Genomic DNA, 24,867 nt, shown 5'->3' with positions numbered 1-24,867 from the left:
ATTTAGAATGGATCATAATTTGAATACGAAATAAGGAGACATAAAAATGAGTAAAGTCAAAAAGGCGATTATTCCAGCAGCGGGATTGGGCACAAGGTTTTTACCTGCTACGAAAGCAATGCCGAAGGAAATGCTGCCAATCGTTGATAAACCAACGATTCAATATATTGTGGAAGAAGCAATCGAATCAGGAATTGAAGATATTATCATCGTAACCGGTAAAGGGAAAAGAGCCATCGAAGATCACTTTGACAGCGCATTTGAACTGGAAGAAAATTTAGCTCGTAAAGAGAAGTTCGAGCTCCTCGAAGAAGTTCGTAAGCCCGGGAATGTTGATATACATTACATAAGACAAAAAGAGCCAAGAGGGTTAGGTCATGCGATTTGGTGTGCGAGAAAGTTCATTGGCAATGAGCCATTTGCGGTGTTATTAGGGGATGATATTGTCCAAGCAAAGGTGCCTTCATTAAAACAGTTAATGAACATATATGATAAAGTAGGTTCTTCTGTTATTGGGGTGCAGCCCGTTCCAATGGAAGAAACAAACCGCTACGGGATTATTGATCCCAGCCGGCAAGATGGACGCATGTATGAGGTAAGAAATTTTGTTGAAAAGCCGCCCGTCGAGTTAGCGCCATCAAATCTTGCCATTTTGGGAAGATATATTTTAACACCTGAGATTTTTGATCTCCTTGAAAATCAAGAAACAGGATCAGGCGGTGAAATTCAACTGACAGATGCGATTCAACGCTTGAATAGTATCCAGGATGTTTTTGCCTATGACTTTGAAGGAATCCGCTATGACGTGGGTGAGAAATTTGGTTTTATTAAGACAACGATTGAAATGGCTTTAAGCAGAGAGGAACTAAGGGAGCAATTGCTTGAGTACCTAGTGAAACTGGTTAATCAAGAAGTGAAAATGAATAAATAGTTTTTTGAGTAAACACGAGGCTGCTTTTTTTTATGCAGCCCTTTCAGTGTTTCTTCTTCAACGGTTAGGAGCGCGGTTTTATTGGTATCATCCGTGAAAAAGTTAGTAATAGCAGGATACAAATGGTTATTTCAGTTGGTTTCACTTTTCCCGCCACAGAAAAAATTAATTATGTTTGAAAGCTTTCTTGGCAAGCAATACAGTTGTAATCCTCGGGCGATTTACGAATACCTGCAAAGAAATCATCCTGAATATGAACTTATTTGGAGTGTCGATCCCCGGTTTGAAAAAGGCTTTGTTGAGAAAGGAATTCCGTATGCCCGACGCTTTTCGGTAAAATGGCTGTTTTTGATGGCGAGGGCAAGGTTTTGGGTAACGAATAGCCGGATGCCCCTGTGGATTCCGAAGCCAAAGCAGACCATTTACTTGCAAACATGGCATGGGACCCCCTTGAAAAAGCTGGCCCATGATATGAAAGAAGTGCTCATGGCAGGGACAACGACGGAGCAGTATAAGCAAGAATTTTATCTTGAATCACGGAACTGGGATTATTTAATTTCTCCCAATCGGTATTCAACAGAAATATTTAAGCGTGCCTTTAAATTCGATAAAGAAATGATTGAATCGGGTTATCCACGAAATGATATTTTTTATAAAGATGATCGTGACGATCGTGCCAAGGAATTTAAGCAGAAGCATCAGCTTCCTGAGGATAAAAAGGTGATCCTTTATGCGCCGACGTGGCGCGACAATCAATTTCATCAAGAAGGTAAATATAAGCTTGATTTGCAGTTGGATTTGGAAAAACTTAAACAAGACCTCGGGGATGAATATATTATCATTCTCCGGATGCATTATCTAGTCGCTGAAAACTTTGACTTGGAGGCGTATAAAGGCTTTGCTTGGGATTTTTCCAAGCATGAGGACATCCGAGAACTATATTTAATCAGTGATTTACTGATTACGGATTATTCGTCTGTATTTTTTGATTATGCGAATTTGAAACGGCCGATGATATTCTTTACCTACGATCTTGAGGAATATAAGGACGATATAAGAGGTTTTTACTTTAATTTTGAAGAAAAAGCACCAGGACCGCTCGTCGAAACAACTGAAGAAGTGATTGCTGCTATTAAAGACCAAGTCAATCCTACGGTTTCAAATGAACGGATGAATGATTTTTATCAACAGTTTTGTTACCTAGAAGATGGGCATGCGGCAGAAAGAGTGGTCAATGAAGTCATTTTAAAGAATTGAAAATAAACGGATCGAAAACACCCAAGGTAGAAATTTGGGTGTTTTTGTCATTTTATCCCACATAGAGCAGTGATTGGTGACAAATTCTCCGAAGAATTTCCCTAATTCTCATGAGTAAATTGACCTATTTTTTCAGATTGCAACAAGTATTTATTGGAAACTATTTAAAATTAAGAGGATATCAGCGATAATAGAATTTGATAACGTTATATTTTCCCAGATTTAATGGGAGGATGCAACTTTCGGCATAATTTGAGTTTTTTTATATTTTTGTAGAAAAATCGTAAATGCAGCATTCAAAATCCGACAGGGAGGTGTGTCAATGAGAAATATCGGGAAAGTTCTTCTCTTATCTACTAGTTTATTAGTAGGAGAGGTTGTCACCCCAATTATTCCATCAAAGGTGCAACTTGCCTATGCCGCCAGCACTATAAAATTAGCAAATATCAGTTACCAAACGACTGACAATGTTAATTTGCGAACGGGTCCTTCGACAAAATATAAAGCAATCCTTCAGGTCCCTAAATCAAAAACGATCACTGCCACTGAACAAAAAGGCACCTGGGTAAAGGTTTCGTACCAATATACCCTAAAAGGGAAGAAAGTCGTCCAAATAGGTTGGGTTAGCGCCTCCTATATCAAGAAAATTTCTACAGCACCAAAAACGGTTAAATTTGCAAAAACAACGTATCAGACCACCGATAATGTTAACATCCGCTCAGGAGCCAGCACGAGATATAAAACATTGCTTTTAATTCCAAAGGGCAAGACCATCACAAGCGCGGAGAAAATAACGGATTGGTATAAGGTGACCTACACCTATTCCTCTAAAGGTAAAAATGTAACAACTACTGGATGGGTAAAAGGAACTTTTTTAAAGGAATACTATAAATATAGTGCAATAAGCGGAGGCTATTATTTTACAAAAAAAACCGTAAAGCTATACTCTACTCCAGATACAAAGAAGAGTGCGGTATACAGCCTCGCAAGCGGAAACGGACTTTATTCTGCTTATCAAGTAGTAAATAGCGTCGGCCAGGTCTGGTATCGGGTCTCTTATAATGGAAAAACACTTTATGTTTATAGCGGGGATGTAAGCAAGGCCACGATAACATCCTTTGCGGCCGCGGACTATCAAGCCAAACTAGATACCTATTTGTACGCATCCTATGGAAAAACCTATACAAAACTAGTAAAAATACCAAAACAAGCAATTATTTCTTCTAAGCAAAGAATCGGAGATTGGTATAAAGTCTCCTATAACGGGAAATCTGGCTATGTCTATGGCGGCGATATTTCGAAATATGCTAAGCCTGCCGAGACACCCGACAAGGGAGGAACTGACAACGATGGGGAAAACATTCCTCCAACCGATACCATTGCCGAGCAAGCCATAACGAAGACAACTTATGCGGTTATGGATCAATTAAATGTTAGACAAGCTGCGGCGACAACAGCTGCCATTTTAACCTCGATTCCTAAAGGAACAATCATTATTCCAACCAGCAAGACGTCTAATGGCTGGTATAAGGTCAGCTATGCCGGGAAAAGCGGCTATGTTTTTGGCACGTACCTTCAACAGGTGATAACGGGTGATCCAATGGGCACGAGGGATACCTATCAGTTTATTGATTTAAGGACTCAATCTCCTGTTAACGCAAGTCAGATTAATAATTATATTGCTGGCTATGTAAAAAATACGGGGAAGCCGAGTATTTTGACGAATAAAGGACAGGTATTTATTGATGCCGGGCGAAAGTATGGGGTCAATCCAATTTACTTGGCAGCCCATGCCATTCATGAGAGTGCCTATGGAACCTCTAGCATTTCGATTACCAAGAACAACTTATTTGGCTTTGGTGCCTATGATGCAGCGCCATTTGTAGCTGCCTATCGTTTTGCTAGTGTAGAGTTGTGTATTGACTTTATTGCCCGTGAAATGAAATCTACGTACTTAAATCCAGCTAATTGGAAGTTTCAAGGGGCATATCTGGGTTTTGGTACCACATCATTAACGAATGCAAGAATTGATGCTAGTAGTGAGGGCATGAACTTCTTTTATGCTACTGATCCGTATTGGGGTAAAGCAATCAGCCAGCATATGGAAAAGATTCTTTCCTATGATAAAGCCTATTATGCAAAGGCAGATCCCGATGCCAATATCCCTCAAAGGCCGTTAATTCCTGCTGGCGGAGATAAGTTTCCCGCTGATATCGTCGCCATTGCTACCATCCCTGCAAATAAACAAATTGTTCTAAATAGTAAAAAGGGCGTATATGATGCAGTGAAAACGATGAAAAGAGGAACCTCCTTTACTGTCCTGGAAAAAACTAATGACTTTTGGCTGCGGGTGAAAGTGGACAATAAAGAATACTGGACCAATGATGTAGACTTCAGCAACTATAAAAACTACATATCTGTTCAAAATCTAGGGAGAGTGACAGTTTCGGAGTTAAATATCCGAACCGGGCCATCCACATCCAATTCCTCGCTAGGAAAGCTGCCGTTAAATGATTATGTTTCTCTTATCATGAAAGCAGATGGCACAGTAACGATGGATGGGACGAAAACATGGTATCAAGTGAAAACAGCCAATGGAAGCAAAGGCTGGGTTAGTAAAATGTATATTACTCAAGAACTGAAATAGTTAGGGGCTGACTTGTTCACCAAGTCAGCTTTTTCAATAAACTTAAGTAATTAATGGTATTTTGATGGAAATTATTCAGTTCTTATTTGAATTTTAAGTTTGATAGTCTTATAATGATTTGGTGAAGTCAACTACATTAAAAATGAAAAATAATTTTTGATTTTGAATAAATATTGCCGCGTTTTCCGAATACTAATAGCAGGAGGAGTTACTCTTATGAAAAAAGTGTTAACATATGGAACATTTGATTTATTACATTTTGGTCATATAAATTTACTTAGCCGTGCCAAAGACTTAGGAGATTATTTAGTTGTTGGTCTATCCACAGATGAATTCAATAAAGGCAAGAATAAACAAGCTTACCACAGCTTTGAAAACAGAAAGTTAATTTTAGAATCCATTCGTTTTGTGGATGAAGTGATTCCTGAAAATACTTGGGACCAAAAAATTCAAGACGTGATCAAACATGAAATTGATGTTTTTGTGATGGGTGATGATTGGAAAGGCAAATTTGACTTTCTTAAAGAATATTGTGAAGTGGTTTACCTGCCAAGAACAATCGGGATTTCTACTTCACAAATAAAAGAAGATTTAAATGCTGTCACAAATGGTTAGGGAACTAGCCATTTGTTTTTATTTATTTGTCTTTAAGTGCCTGTTTTCCATATTTAGTCTGTGGCCGCTAAGAAACAAAACCACGTTTGTGGTTAGTTTTGGTGATAACACCCAGTATGTGTATGAAGAAATTCGCAGGCAGCACATTTTAACTGATGTGGTGTTTCTCTGCGAACAAAAGGTGTTCCCTAAATTTAAGGATGTTCAAGAGGCCACAACTATTCTCTTTGAAGCGAAACATATCATGAATTGGCTGAAAGCGGTATTTCATATAGCCACTTCCCGCCATATTTTTATTGATAACTACTTTGGCTTTCTAGCTGCCGTAACCTTTAAAAAAGAAGTCAAGTGTATTCAGTTATGGCATGCCTCGGGGGCGATGAAAAAGTTCGGTCTGGAAGATGAATCGATTAAAACGAGAACCGATCGTGCGAGAGAGCGTTTTTTACAGGTATACAGGAAATTTGATCGAGTAATAGCCGGCTCGGATGTGATGACAGAGATTTTTATGAAGTCTTTTAACCTCAAAAAGGAGAATATCCTGCCGACAGGCGTCCCAAGAACTGATTTCTTCTATAATGAAGAGGCAAAACGAAAGGCAATCGACACCTTACTACATCAACATCCTAGCTTGAGAGCTAAAAAAATTATTCTCTATGCTCCTACTTATCGAGACCATGAGTTAGAACACTTTAACCTTGTCTTAGAGGTTGAAAAAATGGCACATGAGTTAGGACAAGACTATCGGTTAATTCTCAGGTTACATCCGGCAATTGTTCACAAGGATGAGTATGTCCTGCGATACTCAGATTTCGTTGTTGACCTTTCCTCAAGTCAGTATGATATTAATGAACTACTGGTTGCCGCTGATTATTTGATTACTGATTATTCGTCGATTCCCTACGATTTTTCAATCTTACATAAACCGATCATCTTTTTCGCCTACGATTTAGATGAGTATAAAGAACATCGTGGTCTAATGGAAGGATTTGAAGACAACTTACCAGGACCGCTTGTCAAAGATACCCAATCAATTATTGACCTTATTCAAAACAACCGCTTCGACCTTAGCCTTGTCGAATATTATGCAGAAAAATGGAACCAATATTCTAAAGGCTGTTCAAGCCAAAACCTTGTGCAGTACATATTTGCTGAAGAGAGTTTTAAGGCAAAGAGTACTGGGTATTAATTTAATGGCTGTGTTAAAGAATAATGTCGATTTTGGCAATCTGTTGATTGCAGTGGAAGGCACGAAGACTCCTGCGGGAGTACGGGGCAGGGGAGACCCCGCAGGAGCAAAGCGACGAGGAGGCTCCCCGGCACGCCCGCGGAAAGCGATGTGCCTGTAACGGAAATCAACAGACAAATTTAACACAGCCAATTTAATAAATATGACAAGCTTCGATATTTTCATGTCGAAGCTTTGTTTTTATTATGTCCCTTTGGAGAAATTAATGTATAATGAACAAGGTTATTATTAGCTATAGGAAGGACAATTTTCATGAAATCGATGATTGCTATTGTAAAGGAACAAATCAGTTCCTTTTACCTGATCCTGAGGTTATCTGCCTTTGAACTAAAGAGTGCGAATACGAATAATTATCTCGGCAGATTTTGGGAAATACTGAATCCAATGATTCAGTTGACCATATATTGGTTTGTATTTGGAGCCGGAATTCGGAAAGGCCGAGAGGTTCCGATGGAAAATGGTATCGATGTTCCGTTTTTTATTTGGATGGTCACAGGAATGATTGTCTGGTTCTTTGTGAATCCAGCTATTTCTGCTTCTTCTAGGTCTATCTATTCTAGAATACAATTGATCTCGAAAATGAGTTTTCCCATGAGTGCCATTCCATCATTTGTGATTATGGCAAATTTTTATACCCACCTAATGTTAGTGGTTGTAGTTACTATTTTTTTACAATTTACCGATTTTAAACTAACGGTATATTTTGTTCAATTACCATATTTTATGCTGGCAACCTTACTATTTTTATTAGGACTTGCACTAGTGACATCCACTCTCTCAACAATTGTCAGGGATGTACAGCAGGTGGTCCAGTCCATATTAAAAATGCTGTTGTATGTTACTCCTTTTTTATGGCATGTTGATGATTTAGTGATAAATGGAATTGATTATGCCTTTTTATTAAAAATAAATCCTTTATACTATATTGTAGAGGGCTACAGGGCAGCCTTACTTGGTACAACGTGGTATCCGCTTGAATACCCGGAATATACTTTATATTTCTGGATAACTGTCATTGGATTATTCATGATTGGAGCTGTCTTGCATTTAAAATTTAGAAATCGCTTTGTGGATTACTTGTAAATAGGTGGTGAATCCAAATGAATGAAACAGTAAATGTCAAAAATGTTTTTAAAAAGTATAAGATGCATAGGTCACCAAAAGAAAAACTTCTCGACGTAATTTTACCAGGGGGGTATGGGGAGGATTTTTATGCACTTCAGGATATATCCTTTACTGCCAATCGCGGTGATGTAATTGGTCTTGTTGGGGTTAATGGTTCTGGTAAGTCGACTTTGTCTAATATTATTGCAGGGGTAATTCCCCCTACTTCCGGCGAGGTCATCACAAAAGGTACAACCTCAATTATTGCCATTTCCTCGGGGCTTGATAATCAATTAACAGGCAGGGAAAATATAGAATTAAAATGTTTAATGCTTGGTTTCAAAAAGAAAGAGATTAAAGATATGGAACAGGAAATCATTGATTTTGCCGATATAGGCAAATTTATTGACCAGCCGGTTAAGAAGTACTCAAGCGGGATGAAATCTCGTCTTGGTTTTGCAATCTCTGTTACCGTGAACCCTGATATTCTCATCGTTGATGAAGCTTTGTCAGTAGGAGATCAGGTTTTTGCAGAAAAATCCAAGAAAAAGATGTTTGACTTTAAAGAAAAGGGAAAAACGATTTTCTTTGTTAGTCACTCCATGAGACAGATAAAGGAATTTTGTGAAAAGGCAGTTTGGCTTGAGTACGGCGAAATAAAAGAATTTGGTCCTGTTAAAGAGGTTATTCCAAAATACGAAACCTTCTTAAAGAAATATAAATCAATGACTGATGTGGAACAGAAAAAATTCCGTGAAGCAGTAATGGAAAAACAAAGAGGCTTAGCTACAATTTAAATAACTCGCCAGTGGGCGAGTTTTCTTACATAAATAATTTTGAGGAAAAATGTTAAGAGGATTCTAAATATGAAAACTAATTTGGTTAATATATTAGGGATTAACTTTTTAAATAAAAGATTTAATGAAGTAGTGGAAATACTTATTAAAGCCATTCACGACCAAAAAAAGTACTTCATCGTAACGGCAAATCCAGAAATTGTTATGTATGCAAATGATCATCCAGAGTATCTGACGATTGTTCAATCCGCTGATATGATTGTCCCTGATGGTGCTGGGATTATTATTGCTTCGAAAATATTGAATCAACCTATTTATGAGCGTGTCACTGGATATGACTTAACTATTCGACTTCTAGAGGAGGCGAATAAGAACAAATGGAGCATCTACCTCTTGGGTGGAAAGGAAGAAACAAATCAAAAAGCTGTAGCAACTATCCAAAGGCAATTTAACCAGATACATATTGCAGGCAGCCATCATGGTTTTTTTGATTGGCAGAAAAACACAATAACCTCTGAGATTAAAGCCAAAGGTCCGGATATTATTTTTGTTGCTTTGGGTTTTCCTAGACAAGAAAAATGGATTAAAGAAAATCTTCCGCATTTTTCAAAGGGATTATTTATGGGGGTGGGGGGAAGCATCGACGTGCTCGCTGGCGAAGTCCAACGGGCCCCGCGAATCTGGCAGAAAATAAACCTCGAATGGTTTTATCGTTTGATTACTCAGCCTTCAAGGTGGAGAAGAATGCTTGCCATCCCTAAATTTTTATCACAAATTTTTAAAGTAAAATTAACGAGAAAAAGAACTGAAGGTTAATAAAAAATGTAACTTTTTGTAGCATTCTTATGTCTTACATTATAAGAGAATATATTGGCATTAATAGGTCTAATTATTTTGTTATAGTCGTAATTTTTCGACAATTTATTAACTTATACCAAAGTAAAATTGGGTGTGCTATAATATGTTCGTTGTAGTGTACTTAGAAATATGTGCCTGTTTCTAAAATTTATTAATGGGGCATTATACTAATAGGGAGGGTCTTCATGTTATATCTGACCTTAATATTATGTTTTTTATGCTCCATTTTAATTACTCCAATTGTGAAAAAATTGGCTTTTAAATTAGGAGCAACGGACAGTCCTAATCAACGCAAAGTACATTCTAAAATTATGCCGCGTTTAGGCGGGTTAGCGATTTATATTAGTTTCCTTTTCGGTATACTAATTCTCCAACCATATAGCCCCTACCATGCAGCCATTATTGCTGGGGGAGTCATTATATTGGCTACTGGTATGTTAGATGATATCTATGAATTATCAGCCAAAGTAAAATTTGCTTTACAAATCATTGCAGCTCTGATTGTTGTTATGTGGGGCGGCGTGGAAGTTGAATTTATTAACTTACCGTTTAACGGCTACTTAGAATTTGGGATCTTCAGTATCCCGATTACTGTCATTTGGATTGTTGGTGTTACGAATGCCATCAATTTGATTGATGGTTTGGATGGTTTGGCCGCTGGTGTATCCTCAATCGCCTTTATCACTATTTCTGGAATGGCGATTGTGATGGGGAATGGCTATGTAGTCGCAATGGGGACAATCCTTCTAGCAAGCACGTTAGGATTTTTGATTTATAATTTTCATCCAGCTAAAATTTTTATGGGTGATTCTGGTGCTCTTTTTCTTGGATATATGATCTCGGTCCTTTCATTGCTCGGTTTTAAAAATGTAACATTAATCTCGTTTGTTGTTCCAATCATTATTTTAGGTGTTCCCATTTCAGATACATTCTTTGCTATCATTCGTCGAATTTACAACAAGAAATCATTAGCAGCTCCAGACAAATCCCATTTACACCATTGCTTACTAGAACTAGGGTTTACACATCGTGAAACGGTTCTGTTAATTTATGCAATGAGCGCCATGTTTGGCCTTGCAGCCTTTATTTTTACCATCACAACCGTTTGGGGTTCAATCTTAATCATGACCATTATTGTGCTAGCGATTGAACTATTCGTTGAAACGATTGGATTAATTAATAAAAATTATCGGCCGCTTCTCCGTATTATGGGGTTACTGAACAAAAACAGATAAATCTAATAGAATAGTTAAAAATGGTAAATCTCAACTGGATTACCCTTTTATTGTTTTCTTTTTCTCGAAAGTTATGCAAAAAATAGAACCCGGATTCTTTAAAGATCCGGGTTCTTTGGTTTATTCTGTTTCTGTTTCTGTTGTACTTGCTGTTGCCGTTGAGTTTAGATGTGCTTTCAGTTTAGATTTTGTTTCTTCTAAAGCTGCTTCGTCAAGTTGATAATAATAAACACGATCAATATAGGAGTCAGATCCTTTTAGTGACATCGATTCAACATCAATTCCAGATCCAGCCTGGACATAGCTGATAAATGATTTCATTTGATCAAACGTTAAGTCTGTCGACATGTTTTTCCCGACCGCTTCCATGACATCGGTGTAATTGGTAATGGACTTAATGGAAGCACCTTTGGCGAGAATCGCCTTAAAGATTTGCTGCTGGCGAAGACCTCTTTGAATATCATTATCAATTTTTCTGGTCCGTGCAAATGCCAGAGCTTCTTCACCATCTAGTTCTTGTAAACCTTTTTTCAAGGTAATAGCTTTGGCATGGTCCTTGGAATCCTGTTCAGAGAAGGTGAATGGGACGTCTACTTTGACACCATCAAGAGCATCAATGACATCAATAAACGCGTTAAAGTTCATTTTTACATAATAATCGACAGGAACATCAAGTAATTCTTCGACTGTTTCAAGCGTCAGTTTTACGCCGCCGTACGCGTGAGCGTGATTAATTTTTGTATAAATATCCTTCTCGGGAATATGAACATAGGAATCACGTGGGATACTTAATAGTTTAATAGATTTATCTTCTTTGTTAAAAGTAGCCAGCATTAACGCATCGGAACGAGAACTGCCGCTTCCCTTTCTTTTTTCACTATCATCGACACCAATAAATAGGATTGACGTATTTTCAAGTTCCACATTCTTCGCCTGCTTGCTATCGCGTTCAATCGGCTTATAGGATTTATTCATAACAGATTCTGCTTTGTTATATAGAAATCCACCGTATGCTGTTGCACCGACAATCAATAATAGAATCGGCATGATAATCCATAACAAAATTCGTTTTCGTTTTTTCTTACCTTTTTTCTTATTCTTATAAACCTGTCTATTGATAGACATAGATTGCCTCCTAGTATAAAGTAGAAAAATGTCAGCTTTTGTTGAAAATCTATTCTATTTTATAATATTTATAGAGATTGGTAAAATGAAATTTTTTGTAAATTTAAATTTCCTTCATTTGGACAAAGTGAAAGCAGAGAAAGCCTAAATATCGGTTTCCAGATAGGTCATTTCTCCTTTTGCCATTTCGGCTTGTCCATTTGTTAATTCAGTGATCCATTCTATAAATGTCTGCTGCTGTTCCTCTTCCACAAATACTTCAAATTCGACATTTTCTTGGTATTGAATATTCTTTAGAATATAAATGGACGATCTTAATTCGTTTTCAATCTTTCCAAGCCAAGAATAATCAATTGTAATATGGAAGACCTGCATCAACTTTCTTTCGACGATTCCGACAGCATCTAGTCCTTCCGATGTAGATTTCCCATAAGCGCGGATTAGACCGCCGGCCCCTAATTTGATGCCGCCAAAATAACGGGTAACGACCACGGCAGTATCCTTTAGTTTTCTTTTTTTCAAAACCTCAAGAATCGGCACGCCAGCTGTACCGCTTGGTTCTCCATCATCATTGGCTTTTTGAATTTGATCATTCTCACCAATGAGATAGGCAGAACAGTTATGGGTGGCATCCCAATACTTTTTTTTCAAGGCTTGAATGAATTCTTGTGCTTCCAATTCAGTTTCCGTTCTTTTGACGTGGGCAATAAATCGTGATTTTTGAATAATAATTTCATGTTCACCAGCTTTTTTGACTGTATGATATCGAGGCAGCATTCAGTGAGCTCCTTCCTAAATTTCATAATGGTGTAATATAACTTTAATATGGCAGTAAAATATACATGTTATAATAAAACAGATAAAAGTAGTAAATACCTGTGTTATGGGGAAATAGTGCCACTCCTATTATACTACTACTATTTACTGAAATTAATGGTAACGTGTATGTTAAGAATAGCAAATTGATTCAAACCATTGTATTATATGTTACAAGGAATGTAGGTAAAAATCCAAAGATAATGAAATCATTTGTTTGAAATTAAAATATTGTTTAATGATAGCGTCCAAGCGATTATTGCTTTTCTTATCGGAGGAATGGGTATGAAGATTAAGCAAATCAATATGAAATCAATTGATGAAATTCGTGAAGAAATGATTGAAACCGTTACTTGCAGTAAAACTGACATCTTCCGGATCGGTGAACAATGCCGTCAGGATTATGAAAATATGATCAATGAATTAGATAATATTAAGCAGATGATGGTAAAACTCACAAATGAAGGCGAGGAACTTGAAAAACAGGTCCTTGAAGCGCGGAGCATACTGTCAGAAGTCAGTATGAATTTTAAAAATTACTCTGAAGAAGAGGTCCGTGATGCCTATGAAAAAGCCCATCAACTGCAAATGGACCTATCTATTAATTGGCAATACAAAAAGCAGCTTTTGGATAAAAGATCCGACCTTGAAAATCGTCTAGTAGGGTTGGACGAAACGATTGATCGTGCCGACCAGTTGATATCGCAAATTTCAGTCGTAATGAATTACTTGACCAGTGATCTGAAGCAGGTTGGCGAGGTACTTGAACATGCCAAAGCCAAGCAAGATTTTGGATTAAAGATCATTGAAGCACAAGAAGAGGAACGCAAACGGCTTTCAAGGGATATTCACGATGGCCCCGCCCAAATGCTTGCCAATGTAATTATGCGTTCGGATTTAATTGAACGTGTCTATAGGGAAAAAGGCGCGGATGAGGCTTTTTCTGAGGTTAGTAGCTTTAAAAAAATGGTTCGTTCGGCACTTTATGAAGTCCGGCGAATTATCTATGACCTTCGTCCGATGGCATTAGATGATTTAGGTCTCGTCCCTACCCTCAGAAAATACTTGCGAACCATCGAAGAATATCATAACCAATCAAAAATTGATTTTGTGAATATCGGACTAGAACGCAGGCTTCCGACTAAGTATGAAGTCGCGCTCTTTCGGATGATACAGGAATCAGTGCAAAATGCATTAAAACATGCGAATGCCTGTGAAATCAAAGTACGGTTAGAAATAACCAATGCATCCATTACCGTCTTAATTAAGGACAATGGTATCGGTTTTGATATCACAGAAAAGAAACCTGAGTCATTTGGCATGATTGGAATGCGAGAGCGGGTTGACCTGCTTGAAGGTGAGCTTACCTTTGATTCAAAAATAGGTAAGGGGACCGCTGTGCTGATTCGAGTCCCACTAATTAACTAGAAAACTATGAACCTACCGTCAATGGAGAAAATTTCGAAATTAGAAGGCTTAGGAGGCGTTAAAATTGACTACGAAAATTGTCATTATAGACGATCACCAACTATTTAGAGAAGGCGTTAAAAGAATACTAGAGTTTGAAAAATCGTTCCAAGTTGTCGCAGAAGGTGAGGATGGCAGCGAAGCGTTAAGATTAGTAGAAGAATTCCAACCTGATGTGGTGATTATGGATATCAATATGCCACAAGTGAATGGTGTCGAAGCTACGCGTGAATTGGTCGACAAATACCCTGACACGAAGATTATTATCTTATCCATTCACGATGATGAGAACTATGTGACCCATGCCTTACAAACCGGGGCCATTGGTTACTTATTAAAAGAGATGGATGCAGATGCCTTAATTGAAGCGGTCAAAGTTGTCGCTGACGGCGGATCGTATTTACATCCGAAGGTTACTCATAATTTAGTAAACGAGTACCGCAAGCTGGCAGCGGGTGTCGCCCGCAGTGGCGGGGCTTACCTCCAAACAATGGAAATTCGCCGTCCATTGCATTTATTGACACGCCGTGAATGTGAAGTACTTCAAATGCTTGCCGATGGTAAAAGCAACCGTGGTATTGGCGAAGCTTTATTCATCAGTGAAAAAACAGTTAAAAACCACGTCTCCAACATTTTACAAAAAATGAACGTCAATGACCGCACCCAAGCTGTTGTTGTCGCCATTAAGAATGGCTGGGTCGAGGTTAAGTAAGTAGAGTTAGTTTGGGGCATGCTGAAGAGCATGTCCTTTTTTATTTGGGGAATTAATGCAATTTCTCCAAATTTCATATAAAATACCATATAGAGTTAAAAAGATAAGGATGGTATTTTTTATGAAGACAGCCGTCGTCACGGATAGTACTGCGTACATCCCAAAGGATCTACGCGATAAATGGAATATACATATGATCCCGTTACATGTCATCTTTGGTAACGAGGTTTACCACGAAGAAGTGGATATTACTTGGAGGCAGTTTTACGAAGAGGTTAAGATGAAAGAGCTGCCAACCACTTCCCAGCCACCCATCGGCCAGTTTGTTGAGCTTTTTGAGAGCCTTGCAAAGGAGTATGATGCGGTCATTAGCATCCATCTTTCCAGTGGTATCAGCGGCACCTTTCAAGGGGCAGTCGCGGCCAGTTCGATGGTAGAGGGCATTGCAGTGCACCCCTATGACTCTGAAATCAGCTGCATGGTGCAGGGGTTTTATGCAATAGAGGCAGCAAAATTGGCTTCTGAGGGCGAGGATCCAGGAACGATTGTAGCTCATTTAGAAGCATTAAAAATGACGGCCCGTGCCTATTTCATGGTGGACGATTTAGCTCATTTGCAACGAGGGGGGCGTCTCTCGAGTGCCCAGGCCTTTATCGGCAGCATTCTTCAAGTGAAACCACTGCTTCATTTTGAAAACAAAGTCATTGTTCCATTTGAAAAAATCCGCACCCGTAAGAAAGCGATGAAACGAATCGTTGACCTTCTTGATGAGGATGCGTCCAGTGGTAACAGCTATCAAGCCGTCATTATCCACGCCAATCGTGAGGAAGAAGCCAGGGAATGGCGCGACGAGCTGGCAGCCGCGTATCCTAATGTCGAATTTACAATCAGTTACTTCGGCGCCGTCATCGGTACCCATCTCGGCGAAGGAGCCATGGGCCTGGGCTGGATGAAAAAATTAGATAGGTAAGCAAGTTAGTAAATTAGTAAGTTAGTAAGTTAGTTGCCATTCCGTCCTTTGGGCCGGAATGGTTTTTTAATTTTGGGGGTGGTGGAGGAATGGGTTTTGAAAAGTATTAAAATGAGGTATGGCGAAATTAATTGAGGATTCGGCGAAATAAGCTCGGGGGACGGCGAAATTCACCCCCAGTTTGGCGAAATAACACCAATAGTCGGCGAAATCCAGGTCCAATCTGGCGAAATCCTTCCAGCCACAATAGAAAAGACATCAATCTGACACATAGCCATAAAAAATTCCCATGATTAAGCAGGAAATAATACAAACTTTGTAGAAATTTCTCAAAAAAGGTAAGGGAGCTGACGATTAACTTGATCATGAAAGATTTAACCCCACCCCAAAGACTATTTTTAACAGAAATCCTAAAACTACGTCTCATTATCGGCCATAGAAAATATCAAGAAATTGAAAAGGACCTAGCCAAACGATGGGCTGGTTACTGGGGCGAAGTTGCCTTAGCAAACTACGTTAAAGAACTTCCACAAGATATATACCTCATCTTCCATGACCTCCAACTCCAATACAACAGCATACACTTCCAGATCGATACCCTTCTACTTTCGCAAAAATCCATCCTGATTATTGAAGCCAAAAATATAGCAGGCACATTGACATTCGATAATACCTTTAAACAACTCATCCGGAAAAATGAAGATGGAACAGAAGAATCCTTTGAGGACCCGCGTGTTCAATGTCAACGACTTCAATCACTCCTAAGGAATTGGATGATCAAAAACCATTGCCATTTACTCCCTGTTGATACTCTAATTTTTTTCAAAAGCACAAGTACTATTTTGAAAACGAACTCTGAAGACAAAATGGATTTTTCCAAAATATGCAAAGGAAGAGACATCTTTAATAAGATTGATGGCATGGACCAACGATATAAGCATGAACGAATCGATATTGAGACCATGTCCCAAATCGGCAACCTGCTTCTAAGCCAACACAGCCTAAAACCAATTGACATTCTAAAAGAATACAATCTAACAGAAAAGGATATACGCAGTGGTGTTTGCTGTCCGAATAACGAATGCAATTATATTCCGATGAATTACAAAAGAGGGGTTTGGATCTGCCCTGCCTGTCATATGATCTCGAAGGATGTCATTCTAAGAACCCTCAGTCACTATTTCTACCTCTACAAGCCAACAATCACCAACCAAGAGGCAAGAGGCTTCCTGCATCTCCCAACCATTCATACCACACAAAAACTACTTCATAAACTGGATCTAAAAAAGTCAGGGAAAACAAAAGATCGTCTTTATTATCTCAATCCAGAGAAGGTGCCCCCGTGCGTTTTATCATTAAAAACAACCTATTAATACCAGCGGCCATACAAGAAGACTCATTCCCAATCTCTAAACTATCCAGCATCCCTCAGCCGCCACTCCATCCAACGTTCTCCTACAATCCAGACCTTCAGCAGCTTCTCACCGGCAAACAGCTCCTCCCTGAGGATATCCCATTTCCATTCGAAGAAATCCAAAGCCATTATGAAAATGGCTGTATCACCTACCGGAGTGGAATTTACTATGAAGGGAAAAAGCCAGTTTGTGCCCGTTGCGGCAACAAGGAGGCGCACTGGTTTGCTGCCTACCCATGCTCAAGATGTGGAGAAACCTGTCTCTATTGCCGCCATTGCATTATGATGGGAAGGATCAGTGCGTGCACCGCTCTTCTCGGTTGGAGTGGGCCGGTGCCTGACACCAACCTTCCCGCAACCATCAAGCATTGGCAGGGGACGCTCTCTAAGGGGCAACAGGTTGCATCGGACCATGTCACCACCGCTATTTTGCACAATCAAGAACACTTAGTCTGGGCTGTATGCGGAGCAGGGAAAACCGAGGTTCTTTTCGCTGGGATTGAAGCGGCACTAGCTGCTAAAAAGAGAATCTGCATTGCCACGCCTCGGACTGATGTCGTCTTAGAACTCACACCCAGACTGAAATCTGCCTTTCCTGAAATAAAGATTGCATCCCTTTACGGTGGAAGTAAGGACCGCCATGTCTATGCTCCCCTTACCATTGCAACCACTCACCAGCTGCTCCGCTTTTACCAGGCCTTTGATGCCATTATATTGGATGAGGTCGATGCTTTTCCGTATACTGTCGAGGAATCGCTTCAGTATGCCGCCATCCAGGCCCGAAAACCGTCCTCCGCCATGATTTACCTGACTGCTACACCCAATCAAAAATGGCAAAGGGAATGCCGCACTGGAAAACGCGCATTTACCACAATCCCAGCACGTTTCCATCGTCATCCGCTCCCGGTCCCTAAGTTTGAATGGTGCGGCAATTGGCAAAAGCAGCTGCAAAAAAATAAGCTCCCGGCCAACGTCCTCCTCTGGATAGCTGAGCGGATTTATGCCAACAAGCAAGCCCTAGTGTTTTTTCCTCATATCCCTTTAATGGAAAAAGCTCTCCTTATCTTACGCCAATTGGATGCATCCGTAGAAGCGGTCCATGCCGAAGACCCTGACCGTAAAGAAAAGGTGCTAAGAATGCGCGCCAAAGAAATCCCGTTGCTTTTGACGACGACCATTCTTGAACGGGGGGTAACCTTCCCCAACATTGATGTCGCAGTGGTAGGTGCGGAAGATGCTGTTTTTTCAGAAAGTGCCCTTGTCCAAATTGCTGGAAGGGCGGGGAGGAGCAAGGATTATCCAGAGGGGGTAGTGACCTATTTTCATTATGGAAAAACCGAAGAGATGATAAGGGCCAAAAAGCAAATCGTCTCAATGAACCGGGAAGGAATCAAAAGGGAATTACTCGACAAGTAAAAGGAGGTTTAAAAATGGCCCTATTCGATCAAAACTGCTGTCTAATTTGCCATGATGTAATTATTCCAAGCATCAGCTGGCGAGCAATTTTCTCTATTGATAAGGGACATCACATTTGCCCTGTTTGTGAAGGGAGATTAGAACAAATTCTCGGCGATCAATGCCGAATATGCAGCCGGCCGTTTTCGCAAGTAAATGATCAATTTCGCAATGGGGATGTGTGTCATGATTGCTTTCGTTGGGAGGAAGATCCAAAATGGCAAGGGAGCCTGGAGAAAAATCATTCCTTTTTCCTGTATAATGATTTTTTAAAAGATGTAATAGCAACGTTTAAATTTCGCGGTGATTATGCATTAGCAAAGATATTTTCGGAACTTTTCAAAAGGAAGATAGGCGAATTATCACCAGACCTACTGGTGCCTATCCCATTAAGTGAGGAACGTCAATATGAAAGGGGCTTTAATCAGGCAACGGCTCTAATAACAGGAGCAGGCTTTTCCCCAACATCCATGCTTAGTCGCTTACACTCTGAAAAGCAATCGAAAAAATCTCGGTCAGAACGAATCCATCTTTCGCAAGTGTTTCAGGTTCTTCCTGATGTTTATGCAACAGGAAAAAAAGTTGTCCTAATTGACGATATCTATACAACAGGCTCCACACTAAGGCATGCTGCTAAACTATTGAAGGAGGCAGGTGCAGTCAGCATTCAATCGCTGACACTTGCTCGGTCGTAATCTTTCAAAGCGATCGGAATGTTCCTTTTACTCGTTGCAAGCTTCGTACTAGATAGTTATCCATTAAGATTACAATAATATTAAATAACCTTCCATTTTAATGATAATCACCAATTGATTTCAAATGTCGTGCAAAATCTTGTCACTATCTTCCCTTTGTTTTTGTCAATAAATCGACAAAATTTTTGTTCTGATTTAGCAGGATAATCATAGGGTAAAATAGAAATGTTAATACATAGCCGTAACTAAAGGAGGAATCCACAAATGAATTATAACGTTCGTGGTGAAAACATTGAGGTAACTCCAGCAATTAGAGAGTATGTAGAAAAGAAAATCGCAAAATTGGAGCGCTATTTTACAGAAGCACCTGATGCAAAGGTAAATGTGAATCTAAGATTCAATCAAGATAAAACTTCTAAAGTAGAGGTGACAATTCCGCTGCCGCAACTTGTTCTTCGTGCTGAAGAAACAAATGTTGACATGTATGCTGGGATTGACTTGATAACTGACAAATTAGAACGCCAAATTCGCAAGCACAAGACAAAGGTAAACCGCAAATTCCGCGAAAAGGGCGATTTTCCAATTACATTTGCAACAACTGAAAACACGGAAGTACATGATTTAGATGAGGATGAATTAGAATTAGTTCGTACAAAGCGCTTCGACCTAAAACCAATGGACAGTGAAGAAGCCATTCTGCAAATGAACATGCTAGGCCATAGCTTCTATGTGTTCACAAATGCAGACACACATCGTACAAATGTTGTTTATAAGCGCCGTGACGGCCGTTATGGTTTAATCGAGGCACATTAAACATAGATTAAAGAAGAACGTTGCTCTTACACGGAGCGGCGTTTTTTTATGTATATATACTAAATGCATACTTGTTTTTTGTTAAACGTCCCTTCTAGAGTTATCCCCATGTGGATAACCTAGGACAATTGAAATTTACTCACAATTCTGTGAACGATATCCACAATTTTCAGAACATATCAACAAATCTCCACCACTTATCTACAAATCCTATAATCAAAAACAAAAAAGCCAGCGATAAATCGCCGGCCCATCAAAACAAAATCTTATTTTCCTGCCCCGCAGCAGTTTTTGTATTTCTTGCCGCTGCCACAAACACATGGATCATTACGGCCTACATCAATTTGCTTTACTTTTGGCTTTTTCTTAACGGCTTCACCGTCTTCTTTTGGATTCACTGCTTGCCCTTTTGCTACCTCTTGGCGCTCAAGATTGTTGCGGATCTCAGCCTTCATGATGTACATGGCCGCTTCATCCTCAATCGATTGAACCATCGCTTCAAACATCGCAAATCCTTCATGCTGATATTCTCGAAGCGGATCAATTTGCCCATAGGCTCGTAAATGAATCCCTTGACGAAGCTGATCCATTGCATCAATATGATCAATCCACTTGGAATCAACCGCACGCAGTGTAATAACCTTTTCAAATTCGCGCATTTGCTCAGGTAAGAGAATCTCTTCTTTTTCATCATAACGTTCCTTCACTTTTGCAAAAATCGTATCACGGATTTGTTCCGGGTCTTTTCCTTTCAAGTCATCCACTGTGATGTCACCTTCATGGAGAAGAGAGGCATTCACAAAATCGATGATGGCTTCGAGATTCCATTCTTCTTCATCCTCATGGCGTGATGCATGTGCATCAACATTTCGCTCAATGGAGTTTAAAATCATCTTTTGAACGATATCACGGAGATTTTCAGACTCTAGTACTTCATCCCGCTGGTTGTAGATAATTTCACGCTGCTGACGTAGTACATCATCATATTGCAAGAGTTGTTTACGAGCATCAAAGTTGTTGCCCTCTACACGTTTTTGCGCGGATTCAACGGCTCTTGATACCATCTTACTCTGAATCGGCTGTGTATCATCCATGCCAAGTCGTTCCATCATTGCTTTCATATTATCTGATCCAAAGCGGCGCATCAGTTCATCTTCCATGGATAAGTAGAACTGAGTAATACCCGGGTCCCCTTGACGGCCAGAACGTCCACGCAGCTGATTATCGATCCGTCGGCTTTCATGTCGCTCCGTTCCGATAACGGCAAGTCCTCCTAATTCTAATACCCCTTCACCGAGCTTAATGTCCGTACCACGCCCAGCCATGTTCGTTGCGATGGTGACGGCCCCTTTGTGGCCAGCTTCAGCAATGATCTCCGCTTCACGTTCATGGTTTTTCGCGTTCAACACATTATGGCGAATCCCTTTTTTCACTAAATAATTGGAGATGAGCTCCGACGTTTCAATCGCCACTGTACCTACAAGTACAGGCTGTCCCTGCTGGTGACGCACTGCAATATCCTCGACAACGGCACGGAATTTACCGTTCATAGAAGAGTAAATTAAATCAGGACGGTCATCACGGGCAATCGGTCGGTTCGTAGGAATAACAATAACATTCATGTTATAAATGTTACGGAATTCTTCTTCTTCCGTTTTTGCGGTACCGGTCATCCCTGCTAATTTTTCATACATCCGGAAGTAGTTCTGGAATGTAATCGTAGCCATGGTCATGCTTTCGTTTTGAACTTCGAGTCCTTCTTTAGCCTCAATTGCCTGGTGCAAGCCCTCGCTGTATCGGCGCCCTTTCATTAAACGGCCGGTGAACTGATCAACGATGACAATTTCGCCGTCTTGGACCACATAGTCAACGTCAAGATGCATACTGACATTTGCTTTTAAGGCTTGGTTAATATGATGGTTTAAGGTGACGTGGGCCATGTCGAAAAGGTTATCAATGCCGAAGGCTTTTTCAGCTTTACTAATTCCTTCCTCTGTCAACATAACGCCTTTTGTTTTTTCATCGTACGTATAATCTGTTTCTTTAGAAAGCATCTTAACAAAGCCATTCGCTTGAATATAGAGGACAGCCGATTTTTGTGCCGACCCTGAGATAATTAATGGTGTACGCGCTTCATCAATTAAAATCGAGTCAACTTCGTCAATGACTCCGAAGAAAAGTGGGCGCTGTACTTTTTGCTCCTTATAGAGGACCATGTTATCACGCAAATAATCGAAACCAAATTCGTTATTTGTACCATACGTAATATCAGCGGCATATGCGGCTTGTTTTTCTTCCTTATCCATACTATTTAAATTTAAGCCAACCGTTAGACCGAGGAATTGATATAATTCGCCCATTTCGGCAGCATCACGGCTTGCTAAGTATTCATTGACAGTAACAACGTGAACCCCTCGACCAGAAAGTGCGTTCAAATAAACTGGCATGGTCGCAGTTAACGTTTTACCTTCCCCTGTTTTCATCTCGGAAATGTTCCCCTCATGAAGAGAAATCCCCCCCATTAACTGAACATGGTACGGATATAAACCAAGGACACGCTTGGCACCTTCACGGACAACGGCAAACGCTTCAACCAAGAGATCATCTAATGATTCTCCGTTTTGATAGCGAGATTTGAACTCTTCCGTTTTCTTGCGCAGTTGGTCATCGGTCAACCTTTCTGTTTCCGCAGCCAGTGCGTCAATTTTCACCGCAAGCTTGTCTAGCCGCTTTAGCTCACGCTTGTTCAAATCAAACACTTTATCTAAAATCCCCATATCTGATGAACGCTCCTTTTTATCGAGACTAATCACTATTTTAAAAAATCCATTCAAGAATATTCGCTATTTTCCTTTTATATCTTACCATTTCCACAATACAGTGACAACAATGATAGCGGCAAGCAAGAATTCGTACAATCATCTATTATATTTCCTTCCAAGTCAAACACTTCAGCTCGGACTACTTCGATATGTTCGAATTTTCGTCAAATATGACAGATTGATGACGTGATTTTGAGAATGTACCTCAACTAGAGATTCAACTAGTAAAAAAGCATGAAAACTGTATAAAAAGTACGGATAATGAATAAACATTCGACTATATGCAAAGTAAACAATATTTACGTAGTATTAAATATTGTTGGAATAACAACATTTGTGCGTTGTTTTTAGTGGAAAATCCCCATTTGTTTTGTGTGGGGAATTATTCACAAATTGTACATTGGAATATACTCTTACAATGTTAGATACTACCTTTAGAGAGGTTACTATGGAAAATAAAGAGAGAGATAGAATCCAAAATGGGAAGGGTGAGTCTAGTGGCCATTTGGGGGAAAAAGAATAAAGATATAGATCCCGAAAGTAGAGAAGATAGAAAAAAAGCGGGCCTGATTCGCGGATTATGGCAAAAGTTTCGAGGGATTGACTGGAAGAATCCAGTTAACAGGTGGAAATTACTGTTTGTTTCACTAGTGGGTTGTATCGTTGTTTTTGGTGGAGGGTATGGAGTTCTAACCATGACCAACTCACCGACATTCTGTGCAAGCTGTCATGAAATGGCGCCTGAATATTCAACGTTTACAGCAAGTGCTCACAATCAGATTTCTTGTGTACAGTGTCATATCAAGCCAGGTTTCACCAACATGATTACGCACAAAATGAAATCGATGAAAGAAGTATACTACCATGTTACTGGTGTACCTGAACAAATTGTTCAAACCGAAGAAGAAGCCGTTTCAAACGAAAACTGCTTGCAATGTCACTCGAAAAACCGCCTAGTCACAGCGTCCGGAGACTTAAAAGTAAATCACAAAGGTCATATCGAAGAAGATATCCCTTGTATTACTTGTCATGCCGGTGTAGTCCACGCGAAAATGGCAACTCGCGGAATCAACGTTGAAGAGGTTCGCGGCGAATGGACAAAGGAAAGTGCTGAAAAATTAATGGAAAAGAAATACTTGAGACCTAACATGGGTACTTGTATTGACTGCCATGACAAAGTAAATAATGGCGAAAAGCCTTGGAAAGATCCAGCGTATAACGTTCCAGTTAATCCGGAAGAAGTGGAGAAAAAGCTCGAAGAAAACGATAAAGATGCAACAAAAGAAACTGCAACAGAAGCAACTTCAGAAGCCGAAACAACGGAAGCAGTAGCAGCAGCATCTAATGCAAAGACACAAGATATTATTTTACAAGCAATCGGAAAGCAAAAGAAAGATGTTAAGATTTCGATGGAATGTGAAACTTGTCACAAACAAACCGAAATTCCTAAAACACATAAAAATGTAGATTGGGGCAATAATCACGGCGGCACTGCTATTCAACAGCTAGATAAGTGTATGAATTGTCACCAAGATTCAAAATGGGTAAGGGAAATTCCAAAAGAAGATATCGTCTCCCTTCTTAAAATGGGAAATCAAAAGGTGAAGTACACACCGAACGTTTCACTTGCAAAAGAACAAGCACGTACGAACAAATTCTGTAGTGCCTGTCACTCCGATCGTCCTGAAAGTCACGGCGATAGCGATCAGTGGTTGACTTCTCATGCTAACAAAGCAAAAACAAAAGAGATGAAAGCGGAATGTTTCGTTTGTCATGATCGTGAAAAGCCAAAAGCAGACACAACCAATGCAAAAGCACCAACGGATGTTTACTGCCAATACTGCCATAGAACTGGCTTTAAAGATGATAAGAAATAAGAAGAAAA

General features: G+C 39.7%; 19 protein-coding genes and 2 pseudogenes. 18 read left to right on the top strand and 3 right to left on the bottom strand.

Features of this window, described 5'->3' with window-relative positions; all coding sequences use genetic code 11:
* Window positions 1-46: 46 nt before the first annotated feature.
* From galU to M3610_RS08440, 10 genes and pseudogenes are all read left to right on the top strand, one after another.
* Window positions 47-931, top strand: coding sequence for a UTP--glucose-1-phosphate uridylyltransferase GalU (galU, locus tag M3610_RS08485; RefSeq protein WP_251458257.1), 885 nt, complete (start codon window positions 47-49; stop codon window positions 929-931).
* An 81-nt stretch (window positions 932-1,012) separates the two neighbouring features.
* Window positions 1,013-2,188 (top strand): annotated as a pseudogene (locus M3610_RS08480) (CDP-glycerol glycerophosphotransferase family protein); the annotation flags it as partial.
* Window positions 2,189-2,510: 322 nt separating this feature from the next.
* Window positions 2,511-4,835, top strand: a complete 2,325-nt coding sequence (locus M3610_RS08475; RefSeq protein WP_251458255.1) for an SH3 domain-containing protein — start codon at window positions 2,511-2,513, stop codon at window positions 4,833-4,835.
* Between the two features lie 216 nt (window positions 4,836-5,051).
* Entirely contained in the window at window positions 5,052-5,450 is a 399-nt protein-coding gene (gene tagD, locus M3610_RS08470; protein WP_098576370.1) for a glycerol-3-phosphate cytidylyltransferase, read from the top strand.
* Window positions 5,431-6,639 carry a CDP-glycerol glycerophosphotransferase family protein gene (locus M3610_RS08465; protein WP_251458254.1) on the top strand — a complete coding sequence of 403 codons (1,209 nt, stop codon included), beginning with the start codon at window positions 5,431-5,433 and terminating at the stop codon, window positions 6,637-6,639. The genes tagD and M3610_RS08465 overlap by 20 nt, the downstream gene beginning before the upstream one ends.
* Before the next feature lie 4 nt (window positions 6,640-6,643).
* Window positions 6,644-6,799: a hypothetical protein gene (locus tag M3610_RS08460; RefSeq protein ID WP_251458252.1), complete on the top strand. Its 156-nt coding sequence runs from the start codon at window positions 6,644-6,646 to the stop codon at window positions 6,797-6,799.
* Between the two features lie 152 nt (window positions 6,800-6,951).
* Window positions 6,952-7,782 (top strand): ABC transporter permease, encoded by an 831-nt coding sequence (locus tag M3610_RS08455; protein ID WP_251458250.1) that lies wholly within the window; start codon window positions 6,952-6,954, stop codon window positions 7,780-7,782.
* Between the two features lie 17 nt (window positions 7,783-7,799).
* Window positions 7,800-8,585: pseudogene (gene tagH, locus M3610_RS08450) on the top strand (teichoic acids export ABC transporter ATP-binding subunit TagH); the annotation flags it as partial.
* An 84-nt stretch (window positions 8,586-8,669) separates the two neighbouring features.
* The gene (locus tag M3610_RS08445) at window positions 8,670-9,416 is read left to right on the top strand and encodes a WecB/TagA/CpsF family glycosyltransferase (RefSeq protein WP_098576373.1); all 747 of its coding nucleotides are present in this window, start codon (window positions 8,670-8,672) and stop codon (window positions 9,414-9,416) included.
* A gap of 227 nt (window positions 9,417-9,643) precedes the next feature.
* Window positions 9,644-10,693 (top strand): glycosyltransferase family 4 protein, encoded by a 1,050-nt coding sequence (locus M3610_RS08440; protein WP_098576374.1) that lies wholly within the window; start codon window positions 9,644-9,646, stop codon window positions 10,691-10,693.
* A gap of 120 nt (window positions 10,694-10,813) precedes the next feature.
* Here the strand turns inward: M3610_RS08440 and M3610_RS08435 are convergent, their stop codons facing one another.
* Both M3610_RS08435 and M3610_RS08430 read right to left on the bottom strand, forming a co-directional pair.
* Window positions 10,814-11,818: an LCP family protein gene (locus tag M3610_RS08435; RefSeq protein WP_251458247.1), complete on the bottom strand. Its 1,005-nt coding sequence runs from the start codon at window positions 11,816-11,818 to the stop codon at window positions 10,814-10,816.
* Window positions 11,819-11,962: 144 nt separating this feature from the next.
* Complete coding sequence (locus tag M3610_RS08430) at window positions 11,963-12,595, bottom strand: YigZ family protein (RefSeq protein ID WP_098576376.1); 633 nt, start codon at window positions 12,593-12,595, stop codon at window positions 11,963-11,965.
* 324 nt (window positions 12,596-12,919) lie between these two features.
* Between M3610_RS08430 and M3610_RS08425 the strand changes: the two genes are divergently transcribed.
* The 7 genes from M3610_RS08425 to hpf all read left to right on the top strand — a co-directional run bounded on the left by M3610_RS08425 (window position 12,920) and on the right by hpf (window position 20,160).
* Window positions 12,920-14,062, top strand: coding sequence for a sensor histidine kinase (locus tag M3610_RS08425; protein WP_251458245.1), 1,143 nt, complete (start codon window positions 12,920-12,922; stop codon window positions 14,060-14,062).
* A gap of 64 nt (window positions 14,063-14,126) precedes the next feature.
* Entirely contained in the window at window positions 14,127-14,813 is a 687-nt protein-coding gene (locus tag M3610_RS08420; RefSeq protein ID WP_251458243.1) for a response regulator, read from the top strand.
* A 121-nt stretch (window positions 14,814-14,934) separates the two neighbouring features.
* Window positions 14,935-15,783 (top strand): DegV family protein, encoded by an 849-nt coding sequence (locus M3610_RS08415; protein WP_251458240.1) that lies wholly within the window; start codon window positions 14,935-14,937, stop codon window positions 15,781-15,783.
* A 365-nt stretch (window positions 15,784-16,148) separates the two neighbouring features.
* Entirely contained in the window at window positions 16,149-17,156 is a 1,008-nt protein-coding gene (locus M3610_RS08410) for a nuclease-related domain-containing protein (protein ID WP_251458375.1), read from the top strand.
* Entirely contained in the window at window positions 17,126-18,613 is a 1,488-nt protein-coding gene (locus M3610_RS08405) for an ATP-dependent helicase ComFA (RefSeq protein ID WP_251458238.1), read from the top strand. The genes M3610_RS08410 and M3610_RS08405 overlap by 31 nt, the downstream gene beginning before the upstream one ends.
* 14 nt (window positions 18,614-18,627) lie before the next feature.
* Window positions 18,628-19,347: a ComFC family protein gene (locus tag M3610_RS08400; RefSeq protein WP_251458235.1), complete on the top strand. Its 720-nt coding sequence runs from the start codon at window positions 18,628-18,630 to the stop codon at window positions 19,345-19,347.
* Window positions 19,348-19,611: 264 nt separating this feature from the next.
* The gene (gene hpf / locus M3610_RS08395) at window positions 19,612-20,160 is read left to right on the top strand and encodes a ribosome hibernation-promoting factor, HPF/YfiA family (protein WP_098576383.1); all 549 of its coding nucleotides are present in this window, start codon (window positions 19,612-19,614) and stop codon (window positions 20,158-20,160) included.
* Window positions 20,161-20,426: 266 nt separating this feature from the next.
* On the opposite strand, the gene secA is transcribed toward hpf, so the two are convergent.
* Window positions 20,427-22,937, bottom strand: coding sequence for a preprotein translocase subunit SecA (gene secA, locus M3610_RS08390; protein WP_251458232.1), 2,511 nt, complete (start codon window positions 22,935-22,937; stop codon window positions 20,427-20,429).
* 524 nt (window positions 22,938-23,461) lie between these two features.
* Between secA and M3610_RS08385 the strand changes: the two genes are divergently transcribed.
* Window positions 23,462-24,859, top strand: coding sequence for a cytochrome c3 family protein (locus M3610_RS08385; RefSeq protein WP_251458227.1), 1,398 nt, complete (start codon window positions 23,462-23,464; stop codon window positions 24,857-24,859).
* Window positions 24,860-24,867: the final 8 nt, after the last annotated feature.

The organism is Neobacillus sp. MER 74 (assembly GCF_023714155.1).
The sequence above is the reverse complement of the archived record's forward strand: the minus strand, read 5'-3'. Positions and strand labels throughout refer to the sequence as shown.